Annotated in this window: 11 protein-coding genes; 6 read left to right on the top strand and 5 right to left on the bottom strand. The window is 68.7% G+C overall.

Annotated features, from left to right (window positions below; all coding sequences use genetic code 11):
• The first annotated feature begins 104 nt into the window (after positions 1-104).
• From lysX to G6N56_RS02045, 3 genes are all read left to right on the top strand, one after another.
• Positions 105-3,422: a bifunctional lysylphosphatidylglycerol synthetase/lysine--tRNA ligase LysX gene (gene lysX / locus G6N56_RS02055; RefSeq protein WP_264019393.1), complete on the top strand. Its 3,318-nt coding sequence runs from the start codon at positions 105-107 to the stop codon at positions 3,420-3,422.
• A 127-nt stretch (positions 3,423-3,549) separates the two neighbouring features.
• Positions 3,550-4,968 (top strand): alpha/beta hydrolase, encoded by a 1,419-nt coding sequence (locus tag G6N56_RS02050; protein ID WP_085253820.1) that lies wholly within the window; start codon positions 3,550-3,552, stop codon positions 4,966-4,968.
• A gap of 149 nt (positions 4,969-5,117) precedes the next feature.
• A complete protein-coding gene (locus G6N56_RS02045) occupies positions 5,118-5,351 on the top strand; it encodes a hypothetical protein (RefSeq protein ID WP_085253799.1) in 234 nt (77 codons plus the stop codon).
• 135 nt (positions 5,352-5,486) lie between these two features.
• On the opposite strand, the gene uvrA is transcribed toward G6N56_RS02045, so the two are convergent.
• Entirely contained in the window at positions 5,487-8,402 is a 2,916-nt protein-coding gene (gene uvrA / locus G6N56_RS02040; protein WP_085253798.1) for an excinuclease ABC subunit UvrA, read from the bottom strand.
• A 114-nt stretch (positions 8,403-8,516) separates the two neighbouring features.
• Between uvrA and G6N56_RS02035 the strand changes: the two genes are divergently transcribed.
• Positions 8,517-9,215: an MBL fold metallo-hydrolase gene (locus G6N56_RS02035; RefSeq protein WP_085253797.1), complete on the top strand. Its 699-nt coding sequence runs from the start codon at positions 8,517-8,519 to the stop codon at positions 9,213-9,215.
• A 5-nt stretch (positions 9,216-9,220) separates the two neighbouring features.
• Here G6N56_RS02035 and G6N56_RS02030 read toward each other — a convergent pair whose 3' ends face one another.
• A complete protein-coding gene (locus G6N56_RS02030; RefSeq protein WP_085253796.1) occupies positions 9,221-9,664 on the bottom strand; it encodes a universal stress protein in 444 nt (147 codons plus the stop codon).
• Positions 9,665-9,973: 309 nt separating this feature from the next.
• Between G6N56_RS02030 and G6N56_RS02025 the strand changes: the two genes are divergently transcribed.
• Both G6N56_RS02025 and G6N56_RS02020 read left to right on the top strand, forming a co-directional pair.
• Entirely contained in the window at positions 9,974-11,539 is a 1,566-nt protein-coding gene (locus G6N56_RS02025) for a mannosyltransferase (protein WP_085253795.1), read from the top strand.
• Positions 11,540-11,577: 38 nt separating this feature from the next.
• A complete protein-coding gene (locus tag G6N56_RS02020; protein WP_085253794.1) occupies positions 11,578-12,297 on the top strand; it encodes an MgtC/SapB family protein in 720 nt (239 codons plus the stop codon).
• On the opposite strand, the gene G6N56_RS02015 is transcribed toward G6N56_RS02020, so the two are convergent.
• The 3 genes from G6N56_RS02015 to G6N56_RS02005 all read right to left on the bottom strand — a co-directional run bounded on the left by G6N56_RS02015 (position 12,273) and on the right by G6N56_RS02005 (position 18,110).
• On the bottom strand, positions 12,273-13,712 hold the full coding sequence (locus tag G6N56_RS02015) for an MFS transporter (protein WP_180150460.1): 1,440 nt from the start codon (positions 13,710-13,712) through the stop codon (positions 12,273-12,275). The two genes, G6N56_RS02020 and G6N56_RS02015, sit on opposite strands and share 25 nt — an antisense overlap.
• On the bottom strand, positions 13,709-15,868 hold the full coding sequence (gene uvrB, locus G6N56_RS02010) for an excinuclease ABC subunit UvrB (protein ID WP_085253793.1): 2,160 nt from the start codon (positions 15,866-15,868) through the stop codon (positions 13,709-13,711). Before uvrB ends, G6N56_RS02015 begins: the two co-directional genes overlap by 4 nt.
• 175 nt (positions 15,869-16,043) lie before the next feature.
• A complete protein-coding gene (locus G6N56_RS02005; RefSeq protein WP_085253792.1) occupies positions 16,044-18,110 on the bottom strand; it encodes a serine/threonine-protein kinase in 2,067 nt (688 codons plus the stop codon).
• Between the last annotated feature and the right edge of the window lie 215 nt (positions 18,111-18,325).

The following is an 18,325-nucleotide window of genomic DNA, read 5'->3' as shown; positions in this document are numbered from 1 at the left end:
CCCGCCCCCGCACCCGCCTGCTCGGCAAATCAGTTCGACGGCTCTTCGCGACTCTCGCCCTGTCGTCAGGAATTTCACGGGTTGAAGGCATATCCTCGCGGTCTGTGACTCTCGCTTCACATCGCCCGGGCATCCGGTCCCGGTCCCGGTTCCGCTGGGTGCCGGCGGCGGCCGGCTGGACCGTCGGCGTCATCGCCACCCTGTCGCTCGTCGCCAGCGTGTCGCCCCTGGTCCGCTGGCTGATCAAGGTTCCGCGGGAGTTCATCAACGACTACCTGTTCAACTTCCCGGACACCAGCATCGCGTGGTCGTTCGTGTTGGCGCTGCTGGCCGCGGCCCTGACGGCCCGCAAGCGCATTGCCTGGCTGCTGTTGCTGGGCAACATGATCCTGGCCGCCATCCTGAACGCCGCCGACATCGCCGCGGGCGACAACACCGCGGCGGAGACCTTCGGCGAAAACCTCGGTTTCGCCGTGCACGTCGTCGCGATCGTGCTGCTGGTCCTGTCCTACCGGGAGTTCTGGGCGAAGGTCCGCAAGGGCGCTCTGTTCAAAGCGGCGGCGGTGCTGGTGGTCGGCGACGTCATCGGGATTCTGGTGTCCTGGGCTCTGGTCGAGATGTCCCCGGGCACCCTGGCGCCGGACTCCCGCTTCTGGTACGTGGTCAACCGGGTCGTCGGGTTCTCGATCGTCGATCCGGACGCCTTCACCGGCAAACCGCACCTCATCCTCAACGCGTTCTTCGGTCTGTTCGGCGCTCTCGCGCTGATCGCGGCGACGATCGTGCTGTTCCAGTCGCAACGCGCCGACAACGCCCTGACGGGCGAGGACGAGTCCGCCATCCGCGGGCTGCTCGAGCTGTGGGGCAAGAACGACTCCCTCGGATACTTCGCCACCCGCCGCGACAAGTCGGTGGTCTTCGCCCACAGCGGCCGCGCAGCCATCACCTACCGGGTCGAGGTCGGCGTCTGCCTCGCCAGCGGGGACCCGGTGGGCGACCCGCGGGCGTGGCCACAGGCCATCGACGCGTGGTTGGCGCTGTGTCAAACCTACGGTTGGGCGCCCGGCGTCATGGGCGCCAGCTCGCAGGGCGCTCAGGCCTATCGCGAGGGCGGTCTGAACGCCTTGGAGCTGGGCGACGAGGCGATCCTGCGCACCGCCGATTTCAAGCTGTCCGGCCCCGACATGCGCGGGGTGCGTCAGGCCGTCACGCGAGCCCGCAGGGCCGGCCTCACGGTGCGCATTCGGCGGCACCGTGACATCTCCGCGGAGGAGATGAGCGACACCATCACACGCGCCGACGCCTGGCGCGACACCCAGACCGAGCGCGGTTTTTCCATGGCGCTCGGCCGGCTCGGCGATCCCGCCGACGGCGACTGCCTGCTCGTAGAGGCGCTGGACCGCGGCGGTGAAGTCGTCGCCATGCTGTCGCTGGTCCCGTGGGGGACCACCGGCGTCTCCCTGGACCTGATGCGCCGCTCCCCGCAGTCCCCCAACGGCACCATCGAGCTGATGGTCAGTGACCTCGCGCTCAACGCAGAAGCCCTTGGCATCACAAGAATTTCGCTGAACTTCGCCATGTTCCGGTCCGCGTTCGAACAGGGCGCCCAGCTCGGCGCCGGCCCGGTCGCCCGGTTGTGGCGGGGGTTCCTGCTGTTTTTCTCGCGGTGGTGGCAGCTCGAGACGCTGTACCGGTCGAACATGAAGTACCAGCCCGACTGGGTGCCTCGGTACGCCTGCTACGAGGACGCCCGGCTGATCCCCCGCGTGGGTGTCGCGTCGGCCCTCGCCGAGGGATTCCTCGTGTTCCCCTTCAGCCGGCGCAAGACGCACACCGGGCACCACCCCGCGGTCCCGGCCAGGCTCGCCGAGTCGGGGTTGCTGCACCCCGACGGGTCCGCGCCCGACGTGAGCGAGCTGCAGCAACGGCGCGACACGGCCGAACGGGAAGAGGCGCGATCCCGCCTCCCCGAGCAGGTGCGCGTGCGCCTGGCCAAGCTGAAGGGATTGCAGCGCAGGGGCATCGACGCGTATCCGGTCGGTTCCCCGCCCAGCCACACCGTCGCCGGGGCGCTTGACGCCGACGACCGGGACAACGTCTCGGTGGCCGGCCGCGTCCTACGGATTCGCGACTACGGCGGGGTGCTGTTCGCGCAATTGCGCGACTGGTCCGGTGACATGCAAGTGCTGCTGGACAATTCGCGGCTGGAGAAGGGCTGCACCGCCGATTTCACCGCGGCCATCGATCTCGGCGACCTGGTCGAGCTGACCGGGCAGATGGGCTTCTCCAAGAATGGGACGCGCTCGTTGATCGTGGCCGAATGGCGAATGATCGGTAAGTGCCTGCGGCCGTTGCCGAATAAGTGGAAGGGACTGACCGACCCCGAGGCCCGGGTGCGAACCCGCTATGTCGACCTCGCGGTCAATACCGAGTCGCGCGATCTCCTCAAGGCCCGCAGCGGCGTGCTGCGGTCGGTCCGGGAAACGCTGTTCGCCAAGGGGTTCATCGAGGTCGAAACGCCGATGCTGCAGCAAATCCACGGCGGTGCCACGGCCCGCCCGTTCGTCACGCACATCAACGCCTACGACATGGACCTGTTTCTGCGGATCGCACCCGAGTTGTATCTCAAGCGGTTGTGCGTGGGCGGCGTGGAGCGGGTGTTCGAACTGGGCCGGGCGTTCCGCAATGAGGGGGTGGACTTCAGCCACAACCCCGAATTCACGCTCCTGGAGGCGTACCAGGCGCACGCCGATTACAGGGTGTGGATCGACGGCTGCCGCGAGCTCATCCAGAACGCCGCGCAGGCCGCGCACGGTCAGCAGACCGTGCTGCGACCCCGCTCCGACGACTCGCGCCTCGAACCGGTTGACATCTCCGGGGAATGGCCCGTGAAAACCGTGCACGACGCCGTCTCCGAGGCGCTGGGGGAACGCATCGACCCCGACACGCCGCTGTCCGCGCTGCGCAAGCTGTCCGACGCCGCCCACATTCCCTACCGCGCGCACTGGGACGCCGGTGCGGTGGTCCTCGAGCTGTACGAGCACCTGGTCGAGGACCGCACCGAGCGACCGACGTTCTACATCGACTTCCCGACGTCCGTATCGCCGCTGACGCGCCCCCACCGCAGCATCCGCGGTGTCGCCGAGCGGTGGGACCTGGTGGCCTGGGGCGTCGAGCTGGGTACCGCCTACAGCGAGCTCACCGATCCGGTGGAGCAGCGGCGGCGGTTGCAGCAACAGTCGCTGCTGGCGGCGGGCGGCGATCCGGAAGCGATGGAACTCGACGAGGATTTCCTCCAGGCGATGGAATACGCGATGCCGCCGACGGGAGGGCTCGGGATGGGCATAGATCGGCTCGTCATGCTCATAACCGGACGCAGCATCCGCGAGACGCTGCCATTCCCGCTGGCCAAGCCCCACTAGCGGAGGCATCGCCGGCCTCGGGAGCCGCGGCGAACATTCGGTGAATATGTTCCAGAGCGGTTAACGATAGATCACAATTGATCGCGTGACCGCCTCCGACGTGCTGGCTAGTAGTCACACCTCGCTGATGCATGGCTGGGTGCCCAACACTGTCCAGATCGTTGCCGCCGTCGCAGTGCTCCTGGCGGTCGGCCGGCGGTCGCGGCGCTGGCGGACGGTGTGGCTGCCCGCGGCCGCGTTGGTCGGCGGCTCTGCGGCATACGCGACGCACTGGTACATCGTCGATCGGGGGCTCTCCGACGAGCCGGCGCCGCCCACGCTGTGGCTGTGGATCGCGTTGACGGGCGCGGCGTCGGCCGTGCTCGTCCTCGGCTGGCGCAGCGCCCGCACCTGGCGGCGCGGCGCCGCCCTGCTCGCCGTGCCGCTCTGCCTGCTGAGCACCGCACTGGTGCTCAATCTCTGGGTGGGTTACTTCCCCACCGTGCAGGCGGCGTGGAGCCAGCTCACCTCCGGTCCACTGCCGGATCAGACCGACCAGGCGACCGTCACCGCGATGTCCGCCAAGGGCGCCCGGCCGCCGCACGGCAGCGTGGTGCCGGTGGTGATCCCCTCCGATGCCTCGCATTTCAAACATCGCGGGGAGCTCGTGTACCTGCCGCCCGAATGGTTCACGAGCAACCCGCCGCCGCGGTTGCCGACGGTGATGATGATCGGCGGGCAGTTCAACACGCCGGCGGACTGGACGCGCGCGGGCAACGCAGTCAAGACGATCGACGATTTCGCGGCCACGCACGACGGCAAGGCGCCCGTTTTGGTGTTCGTCGACTCCGGTGGCGCGTTCAACAACGACACCGAGTGCGTCAACGGCGTGCGGGGCAACGCCGCCGATCACCTCACCGAGGACGTTGTCCCCTTCATGGTTTCGACCTTCGGCGTCAGCCCGAACCGGGCCAGCTGGGGAATTGCGGGCTGGTCCATGGGCGGAACGTGCGCCCTCGACCTGACCGTCATGCATCCCGACATGTTCAGCGCATTCGTCGACGTGGCCGGCGACTTCTACCCCAACGCGGGAACGAAGGCGCAGACCATCGTCAGGCTGTTCGGCGGCAACGCCGCTGCGTGGGCCGCGTTCGACCCATCCACGGTCATCGCCCGGCACGGCACCTACGACGACGTGGCGGGCTGGTTCGCCATCTCGTCCGACGGCCCCCCGCCGCCGCGCCGCGACTTCGCTATGGGTGACAGCGGCGCCGTGCGTCTGGCCGGGCGCGAGGCCGCCGCCAACCCCAGCAACCAGACTGCGGCCGCGTATTCACTGTGCTCGCTGGGCCGGGCCAACGGGATCGACTGCGCGGTCGTCGCCCAGCCGGGCAAGCACGACTGGCCGTTCGCCGACCGGGCCTTCGCCGCCTCGCTGCCGTGGCTGGCGGGCCGGTTGGGCACCCCGGGGGTCACCCGGATCCCGTTGCCGCCGGCGGCGCCCCCCGCCCCGTCCTCGGGATCCGTCGTGGTGCGGGCCGAGCATTCCAGCCCTGCCGGGAAGTAGCCCGCGCGTCATGGCGCCGTCGGTTCGATCCTGACGGGAACGGAACCTCGGCCAGCAGCCGCCTTGTCGCCTCGGCACTGATCGGTTCGCAGAACGGGAACCACTGATGGTGCCGTATCTGGAGCGCGGTGGGCAGTAGCGTGTCGGCTATGCCCGACGAACCGACCGAATCCGACCCCGGGTACGACAGCGCCGGCGTGCCGACCTTCGACTCGGTCCGCGAGAAGATCGAGACCCGCTACGCGACGGCTCAGGGTGGGGGCGAACTCGACGCCGAGTCGCCGGAGGGCCGGTCCGTCGAGAAAGAGTACGAAGATCGGCAACGAGCCGCGGCCGAGCGGTTGGCGCAGATTCGCGAGGCCATGCGCTCTGACGAGCGGTGACCCGTGCGAATCGTCGAGCTCGTGGGTCTGACGTCTGACGTGTGATCTCGCCATCGATTCTGCGGCCACAACGTGAAAGGCAGAAAATGACACGCGGAGCGCAGACTCGACGCGCTCGGCGCGGAATCGACGCGCTCAGGCGGTGACTTTGCGGCGACGGCTGGGCCGGGACGGCGCACCGGATGGGGACCCGGAACGGGCGACCACCTCGGCGAGGAACTTGCCCGTGTAGCTTTCCGGCACCGCCGCGATCTCTTCCGGAGTGCCCTGGGCGACAACGGTTCCGCCGCCGGCGCCACCCTCCGGACCCATGTCGACGATCCAGTCCGACGTCTTGATCACATCCAGGTTGTGTTCGATGACGATGACCGTGTTCCCTTTGTCGACAAGCCCGTTGATGACGTTCAACAGCTTGCGGATGTCGTCGAAGTGCAGACCGGTGGTGGGTTCGTCGAGGATGTAGATGGTCCGCCCGGTCGACCGCTTCTGCAGTTCCGCGGCCAGCTTCACCCGCTGCGCCTCGCCACCGGACAGCGTCGGCGCGGGCTGACCGAGCCGGACGTACCCCAGGCCTACGTCCACCAAGGTGCGCAGATAGCGGTGAATCCCGGTGATCGGTTCGAAGAATTCCGCCGCCTCCTCGATCGACATGTCGAGCACCTCGGCGATGGTCTTGCCCTTGTAATGCACCTCGAGGGTTTCCCGGTTGTAGCGGGCGCCGTGGCACACCTCGCACGGCACATACACATCGGGCAGGAAGTTCATCTCGATCTTGATGGTGCCGTCGCCCGTGCACGCCTCGCAGCGGCCGCCCTTGACGTTGAAAGAGAACCGACCGGGTTGGTAGCCACGGACCTTCGCCTCTGTGGTGGCCGCGAACAGGGTCCGGATCTTGTCGAACACACCGGTGTACGTGGCCGGGTTCGAACGCGGAGTACGGCCGATCGGCGACTGGTCGACGCGCACCAGCTTGTCCAGGTGGTCGAGCCCGGTGACCCGAGTGTGGCGCCCCGGGACCTGCCGGGCGCCGTTGAGCCGGTTGGCCAGCACCGCGGCCAGGATGTCGTTGACCAGTGTGGATTTACCGGAGCCCGACACACCCGTCACCGAGGTCAGTACCCCCAGGGGGAACGACACGTCGATGCCCCGCAGGTTGTGCTCGCGCGCGTCGACGACGGTGAGTTGGCGCTTGCGGTCGACGGGGCGCCGGATCGCCGGAACATCGATGCGCTCGCGGCCCGACAGGTAGGCGCCCGTGAGCGACTCCTTGTTCTCCAGCAGTTCCCGATAGGTGCCGCTGTGCACGATGTGGCCGCCGTGCTCGCCCGCCCGGGGGCCGATATCGACGACCCAGTCGGCGTGCGCGATGGTGTCCTCGTCGTGCTCGACGACGATCAGAGTGTTGCCCAAATCCCTTAGCCGGGTGAGGGTTTCGATGAGGCGGCGGTTGTCGCGCTGATGCAGGCCGATCGACGGCTCGTCGAGCACATAGAGGACGCCCACCAGACCAGACCCGATCTGGGTGGCCAGCCGGATGCGCTGCGCCTCACCGCCGGACAACGTCGCCGCGGCCCGGGACAGCGACAGGTATTCGAGGCCGACATCGAGCAGAAAGCCCAGCCGCGACTGGATCTCCTTGAGCACCTGCCCGGCGATCGCCTTCTCGCGCGGACCCAGAGTGAGCGCGTTGAGGAAGTCGGCGCAGTCGTTGATGGACAGTTCGCACACCTCGGCGATGGACTTCGCGCCGCGCTCCCCCGCAGTCAGCGTGACCGCCAGGATCTCCGGCTTGAGCCTCGTGCCCTCGCACACCGGGCAGGGCACGTCCCGCATGAAGCCCTCGTAGCGCTCCTTCATCTGCTCGGACTCGGTCTGGGACATCTTGCGCTGCAGAAACGCCAGCACACCCTCGAAATCGGCGTAATACGAACGGGTCCGGCCGTAGCGGTTGCGGTAGCGCACGTGGACCTGATGGTCCGAGCCTTCGAGGATCGCCTTGCGGGCCTTGGCCGGCAGCTTGCGCCACGGCGTGTTGACGTCGAAACCCAGCTCGTCGCCGAGCCCCGCCATCATCCGGGTGAAGTACTCCGCGGTGTGTCCCGTCGACCAGGGCGCCACCGCGCCCTCGGCGAGCGTCCGGTCCGGGTCGGGCACGACGAGGTCGGGGTCGACCTCCTTGCGGATCCCCAGGCCGCTGCACTCGGGGCAGGCGCCGTAGGGCGAGTTGAAGGAGAACGACCGCGGCTCCAGGTCGTCGACCGCCAGCGCGTGCCCGTTGGGGCAGGCCAACTTCTCGGAGAACCGCTGCTCGCGGTTGTGCGCGTCGTGCTCGTGGTCGACGAACTCGAGCACCACGATGCCGTCGGCCAGGCTGAGCGCGGTCTCCACCGAATCGGTGAGCCGCTGCTTGGCGGAGGCCTTGACCGTGAGGCGGTCCACCACGACCTCGATGTCGTGCTTCTCCTGCTTTTTCAGCTTCGGCGGCTCGGTCAGCGGGTGCACCACGCCGTCGACCCGCACCCGGCTGTAACCCTGCGCGTTCAGCTTCTCGAAGAGGTCGGCGAACTCCCCCTTGCGGGTGCGCACCACGGGGGCGAGCACCAAAAACCGGGTGCCCTCCGGCATCGCCAGCACCTGGTCGACGATTTGCTGGGGGGTCTGACGCGCGATCCGCTCGCCGCAGACCGGGCAGTGCGGCGAGCCCGCGCGGGCGTACAGCAGCCTCAGGTAGTCGTAGACCTCGGTGATCGTCCCGACCGTCGACCGCGGGTTGCGGTTGGTCGACTTCTGGTCGATCGACACCGCCGGAGAAAGGCCCTCGATGAAGTCCACATCCGGCTTGTCCATCTGCCCGAGGAATTGGCGGGCGTAGGCCGACAAGGACTCCACGTACCGGCGCTGCCCCTCGGCGAAGATGGTGTCGAAGGCCAGTGACGACTTGCCCGACCCGGAGAGCCCGGTGAAGACGATCAGGGAGTCGCGCGGCAGGTCCAGGTCGACGCCCCGCAGATTGTGCTCACGGGCGCCTTTGACGATCAGGCGGTCGGCCACGCTGTCCCTCTCAAGTGGATGCTTCGCCGGTGCATAAAGCGGATACTGCGCTCGGCGCATTCCATGCTATGTGCCCATACCGACAAGTTTTTCCGGACCAGTAACGTGGCGCACATGACTGCCTCGGACGCGTCCCCCATCGAGCCAAGCGACGACTACACCGGACACGTCGACCCTGGTACCGCGGCCCGCCGGACCCTACCCGGCGCAACGATCCTAAAGGTTTCGGTGGGACCGATGGACAATAACGCCTACCTGGTGACGTGCTCGGCCACGGGTGACACCCTGCTGATCGACGCCGCCAACGACGCCGACCTCCTCATCGACCTGGTGCGACGCTTCGCGCCGAAGCTGTCGCTCATCGTGACCACCCACCAGCACTTCGACCACTGGCAGGCGCTCGAGGCCGTCGCCGCCGCCACCGGGGCGCCGACCGCCGCCAGCGAGATCGACGCCGAGCCGCTGCCGGTCAAGCCCGACCGTTTGCTGGCGGGCGGCGACACGGTGCGGATCGGCGAGCTGGCCTTCGACGTCATCCACCTGCGGGGGCACACGCCCGGATCGATCGCGCTGGCGCTCGATGGACCGGCGACCGGCGGGGTCACCCAGCTCTTCACGGGCGACTGCCTCTTTCCGGGAGGCGTCGGCAAGACATGGCAGCCGGGTGATTTCGCTCAGCTGCTCGACGACGTCACCGCGCGGGTTTTCGACGTCTATGGGGACGACACCGTCATCTATCCCGGCCACGGGGACGACACCGTGTTGGGCCGAGAACGCCCACATCTGGCCGAGTGGCGAGAACGAGGCTGGTAGCGGCACTAATTGGTGGTGTGCACGATCAGCACGTCGACCTTGGCGCGGCGTGAGACGTTGGCCGGCACCGACCCGAGCAGCCGGCCCGCGATCGTGCTCAGACCGACGTTGCCGACCACCAGCAGGTCGGCCTTGACCTCCTCGGCCAGGTTCACGAGGGCGTCGACCGGAGCGCCGACGATGGGCCGCTCTTCGATGTTCTTGGCGCCCGCAGCGTGGGCCCGGTCCTTGGCGTCTTGCAGGATCGCGTAGATGGGCGCGGTGCCCGAGACTTTGTAGCTTTCCGAACCCAGCGCGTCGGCGGCCCGGGTGTCCTCGTGCTGCGGCAGATACGCCGACGCGACGATCAGCTTGGCGTCCGCTCCGGCGATCTGAGCCGCCTTGTCCACTGCGCGCATCGACGAGTCCGAGCCATCGGTCCCTACCACCACCGTCCGATAGGCGCCCATTTACCCTCCCAGTTTCGGTTGGTCAGCCAACCCAAGACAGTATCGCGTTTGCCGGACACTGAGGAGTAGCTGGCGGACACAGCGTGGCGCGGAGCGTTCTGCATTTGCGGAGCCGCGGTGCAGCGACGGACAATTATCGCGATGGCAAAATACCCGAACGCTCGCCCCGAACGCGGAAACTGTTGTTTGACCGCCATTTTCGCGAATTGCGGTTGTGCGGCCGAAAAGAATTGGACGGATATTGGCGGGTAACCACAGTAACGCCGGCGTGACCGGATCCGTCGGCGCGGCCCTACAGTGACAGGCATCATGCCCACCACCGTTGAGCAGCTCGCTACCGCCGAGGTCGGCGAGCCCGCGCCCGCGCGCCCGCGCGGCAGCAGGCTCGACCCGTGGGCGATCGGCGCCCTCGCCGCCGTCGTCAGCGCGGCGTGGGCCTGCCGGCCGTCGCTCTGGTTCGACGAGGGTGCGACGATCTCCGCCTCGGCCAGCCGCACCCTGCCCGAGCTGTGGCACCTGCTCAGCCACATCGACGCCGTCCACGGCCTCTACTACCTGGTGATGCACGGCTGGTTCGCGATCTTCCCCCCCACCGAGTTCTGGTCCCGGCTGCCCAGCGCCCTGGCGATCGGTATCGCCGCCGCCGGCGTCACCGTGTTCACCAAGCTCTTCTCGACCCGCGTGACGGCCGTGTGTGCGGGAGTGGTGTTCGCCATCCTGCCCCGGACCACCTGGGCGGGCATGGAAGCGCGGTCGTACGCCTTCGCGGCGGCCGCGACCATCTGGCTGACCGTGTTGCTGCTCGCCGCCCTCCGGAGCAACAGGGCCCGGCCGTGGGTGTGTTACGCGCTCGCCTTCGCGCTCACGATTTTGCTGAACATCAACTCGATCCTGCTGGTGCCCGTCTATGCCGTGATGGTTCCGCTGTTGGCGCCCAACGGCATCCGTAAGTCCGCGATCGTTCGGTGGGTTGCCGCGTCCGCCGTCGCCATCGGGATCATGACGCCGTTCATCATGTTCGCGCATGGCCAGGTATGGCAGGTGAACTGGATCTATCCGGTCAGCTGGCATTACGCGTTCGACATCATCCAACGCCAGTACTTCGACCACAGCATTCCGTTCGCCGTGCTCGCGGGCGTCGTCGTCGCCGCCGCGGTCGTCGCGCGGCTCGCCGGAGCGCCGGCCCCCGAGGGCGACATGCGCCGCCTGCTCGTCGTCTGCGTCGCGTGGATCGTCGTCCCGACCGCCCTCGTCGTCATCTACTCCGCGATCGACGAACCGATCTACTATCCGCGCTACCTGATCTTCACCGCCCCGGCCGCGGCCATCGTCCTGGCCGTGTCGATCGTGACGGTCGCCCGCAAGCCGTGGCTGATCGCCGGCCTCGTCGTCGCGTGCGCGGCGGCCGCGCTGCCGAACTACCTGTTCACGCAGCGCTGGCCGTACGCCAAGGAGGGCTGGGACTACAGCCAGGTGGCCGACCTGATCGGCTCGCACGCCGCACCCGGCGACTGCTTGATGGTGGACAACACCGTGCCGTGGCGGCCGGGCCCGATCCGAGCCCTGCTGGCGACCCGGCCGGCCGCGTTCCGGGCGCTGATCGACGTGGAGCGAGGCGCCTACGGGCCCAAGGTCGGCACGCTATGGGACGGCCACGTCGCCGTCTGGCTGACGACCGCCAGGATCAACAAGTGCCCGACCATCTGGACCATCACCGACAAGGACAAATCGCTACCGGATCATCAGACCGGACAATCGCTGAATCCTGGGGTCTTCGGACGATCGCCCGCCTACCGATTCCCGGGCTATCTCGGGTTCCACATTGTCGAGCGGTGGCAATTCCACTACTCGCAAGTGGTCAGATCGACGCGGTAATGGGCGCGTGAAATGTCGACTGGGGGGTAATTGAGGGCATGCACACCTGGCTGGCCAACCCGCTGTTCGGCGGCGACGTGCAGGGCCTGCGCCACGTCGTCAAGCTGTTCGCCGCATTTGGGTTGACGGCGCTCATCGGCCTGGAACGGACCATCCAGGGCAAGAGTGCAGGCCTGCGCACCCAGACCATCGTCGGCACCGCGGCCGCGCTGATCATGCTGATCAGCAAGTACGGCTTCGACGACGTCCTGGCGCCCGGACGGATCGTGCTGGACCCCTCCCGGGTCGCGGCCCAGATCGTCTCCGGCATCGGCTTTCTGGGAGCGGGGATCATCATCACCCGGCGCGGCGCGGTGCATGGCCTGACGACCGCGGCGGCCGTTTGGGAATCCGCCGCGATCGGCATGGCGGCCGGCGCCGGTCTGCTCCTGCTCGGCGCCGCCGTCGTGGCGCTGCACTTCGTCAGTGCGCTCGCCTTCAACGGGGTCGAACGCCAGCTGACGGCCCGGCTGCGCGGCACCGTCCGGCTGCAGATCATTTACACCAACGGACGCGGGGTGCTGCGCGAAGTGCTCCGCCTCTGTGGGCAACGAGACTGGCAGCTCACCGAGCTCGATGCCGATCCCCACGACATCGACAACGGTGAAGTCGCGGTGACGATGACGCTCTCCGGGCAAAAAATCGCCAACGCGAAGGACATCTTCTCCGATGTCGACGGGGTGGTGGCGGTCATTCACGCCGAGGACGACTCCGACTGATTCAGCGGCATGTCGACGCGCTCCGCCCGGCCGCTGCCGCGGGTCGCAAGGTAGCTGGCGACCGCTCCCGCGGCGGTCAACGCGCTGAACACGGTGAACAGCCAGCGGGCCGCCACCGCGTCACCGCCATGGGCCGTGTTGACGACGACCCCCGCCAGCCCGGCGCCGAAGGCCGCGGAGATCAGCTGCACGGTATTGATGGCCGCCGCGGCGGCACCGCCCTCGTCGGGGTCGTCGACGGAACCCATCGCGCGCGCCGACAAGTGGGGCCACGCCATCCCGATGCCGATCCCGTCGACCAGCAGGGCCAGCGCCCATAGCGCGACGGTCCACGCCGAGGCGTTGTCGCGCTGCGTGAGGGCTCCGAGGGCCAGCCCCGACGCCACCACCAGCGGCGCCGCCGCGATGACCCGCCCGACGGTGCGCGGGTTCTCCAGCGAAGCGCTCACGATCTCGCTGACCGTCCAGCCGATCGCTACCGCCGCGCCCAGGAACCCGGCCCCGACCGGCGTCAGGTGCGCCAACTCCTGGCCGAACAGCGGCACGTAGATGTCCACCATCGCCCCGGCCATCAGCACCCCGAGGGTGAGGTAGATCCACTTCAAGGGGCCGCGGTTGAAGACGCTAGGCGGCAATACCTCGGCGCGCGTCCGCCAGTCGACCGCCACGAACAGCCCGACCAGCGCCACACCGACGGCCAGGAGGCCGGCGGTCGCGGCGGTGGCGTGCGGCACCTGGGCGGCGCTGATGGCCAGCGCCGCGGCGCCGACCAGCACCAATGACAGCACCGGCACTTTGCGGGCGGGGGCCGCGGCGGTCGGGTCGCCCTGGCCGGCGGGCAGCGCGACCGGAACCAGCAGGGCCATCGCCGCCGCCAGCAGGGTCATCACGCCGAAGGCCCAGCGCCACAGGCCGAACTCGGCGAACAAGCCGCCCGTCGCGGGGCCGACCACGGTGGCGACGCCCCACATCGCCGACACCACCGCCGAGCCGCGCGTCCACAGCGCGCGCGGCAGGGCGGCATTGATCACGGCGTACCCGAGGCCGGCGAGGAGCCCGCCCGCCACGCCCTGGAGGGTGCGTCCCGCGATCAGGACCTCCATGGTGGGCGCCGCCCCGCACAACAGGCTGGACAGCCCGAAGAGCGCCAACCCCGCCAGGTATGACGATCGCGCCCCGACGCGCAGCAGGACCGGATTGACCAACGTCGCCGCCACCACCGACCCGACGAGGTACAGGGTGGTCACCCAGGCGTAGAGGCGGCTGCCGCCGATCTCGGCGACGGTATTAGGGAGCAGGCTGCTGGTCAGGAACTCGTTGGTGGCATACAGCGCGACCCCACCGGCCAGCACGACCGAAGTTCCCAGATACCTGCCGTCGAGCAGCTCACGCCAACTACCGGACGGATGCGTCACTTGAGGCCGGCCGCGTCCATCCCGCGCAGTTCCTTCTTCAGGTCGGCGATCTCGTCGCGGAACCGGGCGGCGAGCTCGAACTGGAGGTCCCTGGCGGCGGTCATCATCTGCTCGGTGAGGTCCTTGATCAGGTCGGCCAACTCGGCGCGCGGCATGCTCGCCGTGTCGCGGCCCTCGAAGACCCCCGCGCTGACCGCGCGGCCGGGCTCTCCCTGGGCGCGGCGCCCGCGGGACGCGTTGCGGCCGGACCCGCCGATCCCGACGGTCTCCGTGTCGTCGGCCTCGCGGTAGACCTGGTCGAGGATGTCGGCGATCTTCTTGCGGAGCGGCTGCGGGTCGATGCCGTGGGCCTCGTTGTAGGCGACCTGCTTGGCCCGGCGCCGCTCGGTCTCGTCGATGGCCTCCTTCATCGAGTCGGTCATCGTGTCGGCGTACATGTGCACCTCGCCGGAGACATTGCGGGCGGCGCGGCCGATGGTCTGGATGAGGCTGCGCGTCGACCGCAGGAAGCCCTCCTTGTCGGCGTCGAGGATCGCCACCAGCGACACCTCCGGCAGGTCGAGGCCCTCGCGCAGCAGGTTGATGCCGACCAGCACGTCGTACTCCCCCAGCCGCAGCTGGCGCAGCAATTCCACCCGGCGCAGGGTGTCGACCTCGGAGTGCAGGTAGCGCACCCGGATGCCCATCTCCAGTAGGTAGTCGGTGAGGTCCTCGGCCATCTTCTTGGTCAGGGTGGTCACCAGCACCCGCTCGTCGGCCTCGGTCCGCTTGCGGATCTCGCCGATCAGGTCGTCGATCTGTCCCTTCGTCGGCTTGACCACCACCTTCGGGTCGACCAGGCCGGTCGGGCGGATCACCTGCTCGACGAACTCGCCGGCGGACTGACTGAGCTCGTAGGGGCCGGGAGTGGCCGACAGATACACCGTCTGCCCGATCCGGTCGGCGAACTCCTCCCACGTCAGCGGGCGGTTGTCGCACGCCGACGGCAGCCGAAACCCGTACTCCACCAGGTTGCGCTTGCGGGACATGTCGCCCTCGTACATGCCGCCGATCTGGGGCACGGTCACGTGCGACTCGTCGATGACCAGCAGGAAGTCCTCCGGGAAGTAGTCCAGCAGCGTTGCCGGGGGCGAGCCCGGGCCCCGCCCGTCGATGTGCCGCGAGTAGTTCTCGATGCCCGAGCAGAAGCCGACCTGGCGCATCATCTCGATGTCGTAGTTGGTGCGCATCCGCAGCCGCTGGGCCTCCAGGAGCTTGCCCTGGCTCTCGAATTCGGCGAGCCGCTCGGCGAGCTCCTCCTCGATGGTCGAGATCGCGTGCGCCATCCGCTCGGGACCGGCAACGTAGTGGGTAGCCGGGAAAATACGCAGCGAGTCGACCTGACGGATCACTTCGCCGGTCAGCGGGTGCAGGTAGTAGAGCGCCTCGACCTCGTCACCGAAGAACTCGATGCGAACCGCCAGCTCCTCGTAGGACGGAATGATCTCCACGGTGTCGCCGCGCACCCGGAACGAGCCGCGGGTGAAGGACAGGTCGTTGCGGGTGTACTGGACGTCGACCAGCAGGCGCAGCAGCCCGTCCCGGGGCACCTCTGCACCCACCTGCAGTTCGACGGAGCGGTCGAGGTACGACTGCGGCGTGCCCAGGCCGTAGATGCACGACACCGAGGCCACCACCACCACGTCTCGCCTCGACAGCAGGGCCGACGTCGCCGAATGCCGCAGCCGCTCGACGTCGTCGTTGATCGAGCTGTCCTTCTCGATGTAGGTGTCGGTCTGCGCGATGTAGGCCTCGGGCTGGTAGTAGTCGTAATACGACACGAAGTACTCGACGGCGTTGTGCGGCAACATCTCCCGCAGCTCGTTCGCCAGCTGGGCGGCCAGCGTCTTGTTCGGCGCCATCACCAGCGTGGGCCGCTGCAGCCGTTCGATGAGCCACGCGGTGGTCGCCGACTTCCCGGTGCCCGTAGCGCCGAGCAGCACGACGTCTCGCTCCCCCGCCTTGATCCGACGCTCGAGTTCGTCGATGGCCGCGGGCTGGTCGCCGGCGGGCGGGTACGGGCTGACGACCTCGAAGCGGCCGCCCGCGCGCACGACCTCGTCGACCGCGCGGTATTCCGAATGCGCGAGCACTGGATGTTCGGTGGCGAAAGCCATGGCACCAGGGTAGAGCGACTCACCGACAAGTGCTTCCGGGCCGGTCGGTGGAGCGCAGCGGTCCCACCGACCGCCCGCGAGCGTGCGCAAATGTACGCGGCCAGCGGCGTGCCGCCGTGCGGACACGCACGCTCGCGGGGGGAACACGCGAAGAGCCCCGCAGGAAGGAAAGCCCCTAGCCCGCCGGGCGCGTCCAGGTCCGGGTGACGGGATCGCATTCGAGCAGGTGCCCGTCGTTCGACGTCGACATGGCGAACACCGGAAGCCCGGGCCGGTCGCACGAGCTGCCGGACGCGTGCACCCCGGTGGTGATGGGCGCGCGGGCCCAGCTGTTGCCCTCGCAGACGATCTGCTCGTTGTTGGTCGGGTCGTAGGACAGCTTGTCGATGTCGCTGCACAGGCCGCCGAGGACGGGCGGCGAACCCGGAGTCGTCGGCGGGTTGGTCGTCGCGATCGCCTGGGCGGGGTCGGCCATCTTCAGGCCCGCGGGCACATCACCCGCGCGGGTGGCGACCACCGGAACTCGAACCACCGCGCCCTGCGCGCCGCACTCGTTGCTCAGCACGGTCTCGGTGACTGTGCCGCGCAGCGTGCCGTCGGACTGCGGGGCCAGCGACCATGCGATGGTCTCCTGCTGGGTCGCCTGAACCTGCCCGTTCGGCTGCGTGCAGCCCACCCGCTGCTGCTGAGGCGTGCCCTGCCAGTAGCCGCCGACGAATCTCAGCGTGTCGGTGTGCCCGCCGTCGGCGGTGCTGGCCACCTGGTGGTTGCCGTCGTCGAGTTGGACCGCCGTCGCGGCACAACCATTGGTCGTGGTGCAGACGGAGCGGAAGGCCCACCAATCGCTCTTGATTCCGTCGTGCCGGATCGGGATGCCGTTGGCGGTCTGCTTGCTGCGGTCGTACGTCAACTGGTAGGTGCCGTTCAGCGCCGGGCCCCCAGATCGCACGGCGGCGCTGGGCGCCGGGACGGACGGCTTCGAGGCGAGCGCGGGATTGCTCGGCGAGCCGTCGGGCTGGAAGGAGTACAACAGCGACCACGTCGTGGCCACCGCGATGAGCACCGCGCACACCAGCGCCGCGGCCCACCGCGCCCGCGACGAGAAGCGGCGGCTCAAAGCGGAGAGGGCACCGCGCGACCTCGGCGCCGCGACAACGGCTGCCTCGGCGTCTGGTTCGACGTCGCCCATTGCCTCGACGCGTTCGTTGAACGCGGCGGCGAAGGCCCGGCACCGTTCGAACCTGTCCTCGGGCTGCTTGGCCAGGGCCTTGGCGAACACGTCGTCGAGGTCCGCCAACTCCGGGCGGAAGTCGCTGAGCAGCGGCGGGTCCTCGTGCAGGTGCTGGCTGATCACGGCGATTGGGTTGGAGTGCTGGAACGGTGGTGCACCGGTGAGAAGGTGGAAAGCCGTTGCGGCCAAAGCATATTGGTCCGCCCGCCCGTCGATCTTGCCGCCCGTCAGCTGTTCCGGCGCGGCGTAGGCCACAGTTCCCACGGCGACGTTGGTCTCGGTGATTCCACTGATGTCGCCGAGGTGGCGCGCGACACCGAAGTCCGCCAACACGATTCGGCGCTCACCGTCTTCTGGGTGGGTGAGCAGGATGTTGGCGGGCTTGACGTCGCGGTGCAGCAGGCCGCGATCGTGGGCGTAGTCGAGCGCGCCGGCAACCGCCTGGAGGATGGCACAGACGTCCTCGATCGCCATCCCGTCCTGAAAGCGCTCCTTCACCAGCCGGGCGGCGTCGGTGCCCTCGACGTAGTCCATGGAGATCCAGAGCTGACCGTTGAACTCGCCGCGATCGTGGACGCCGACGATGTGCGGGTGCCACAGCGTCGCGGCGAGATCGGCCTCCCGGTTGAACCTTTCGCGGAACTCTCGGTCCGCCGTGACGGCCTCGGCGAGCACCTTGATGACGTCGCGACGGGGCAACCTGGGATGCAGAGCGAGGTACACCTCGGCCATCCCGCCTGCGCCCAGCTGCCGCAAGATTGTGTAGCCCGCGAACGGCGCGCCGTTGGCCACCGCGAGCCGGGACCCACTCACGTCGCCCTGCGGGTGCGGCGCCTCCGGCTCCGCGGCCGGGATAGAGCTCACCGGGGGCACACGACGGAAGAGATGCGCGACCGTCGCCGAGGGCAACGACTGGAAGCCCGCGCGTAACGCCTCACGGGCCTGCCGCGGGTTGCTCAGCAGTCGCCGTCCGGCGTCCAGGCGCCGCGTAGTCCCCTTGTGGTCATCCATCGATGGTCGTCCCCTCCTCTCCCGGCTCTACCCGTCAAGCATCGCCGCACCCGACCGCGTGCGGATCGGGGCCCACCCCTTCGTCTCGACGCCGGCGGCCGGCGTGGACGCGGACCGCGCGTCCGGCCGCACGTGTGCCGGCAGCCCCACGTTCGAATGATGCCGGATGGCCGTAGGCAATTGGTCTCCGCGAGCTATGAGATAGCTATGAGTCG

It is taken from the genome of Mycobacterium saskatchewanense (assembly GCF_010729105.1).
Lineage (GTDB): Bacteria > Actinomycetota > Actinomycetes > Mycobacteriales > Mycobacteriaceae > Mycobacterium > Mycobacterium saskatchewanense.
This window is presented reverse-complemented; position numbering and strand designations above follow the sequence as displayed.

What these genes read in the sequence shown, in the direction of transcription:
- G6N56_RS02050 (WP_085253820.1), top strand. Translation starts at nt 3,550, where the DNA reads ATGCATGGCTGGGTGCCCAACACTGTCCAGATCGTTGCCGCCGTCGCA.
- G6N56_RS02045 (WP_085253799.1), top strand. Translation starts at nt 5,118, where the DNA reads ATGCCCGACGAACCGACCGAATCCGACCCCGGGTACGACAGCGCCGGC.
- G6N56_RS02035 (WP_085253797.1), top strand. Translation starts at nt 8,517, where the DNA reads ATGACTGCCTCGGACGCGTCCCCCATCGAGCCAAGCGACGACTACACC.
- G6N56_RS02030 (WP_085253796.1), bottom strand. Translation starts at nt 9,664, where the DNA reads ATGGGCGCCTATCGGACGGTGGTGGTAGGGACCGATGGCTCGGACTCG.
- G6N56_RS02025 (WP_085253795.1), top strand. Translation starts at nt 9,974, where the DNA reads ATGCCCACCACCGTTGAGCAGCTCGCTACCGCCGAGGTCGGCGAGCCC.
- G6N56_RS02020 (WP_085253794.1), top strand. Translation starts at nt 11,578, where the DNA reads ATGCACACCTGGCTGGCCAACCCGCTGTTCGGCGGCGACGTGCAGGGC.
- uvrB (WP_085253793.1), bottom strand. Translation starts at nt 15,868, where the DNA reads ATGGCTTTCGCCACCGAACATCCAGTGCTCGCGCATTCGGAATACCGC.
- G6N56_RS02005 (WP_085253792.1), bottom strand. Translation starts at nt 18,110, where the DNA reads ATGGATGACCACAAGGGGACTACGCGGCGCCTGGACGCCGGACGGCGA.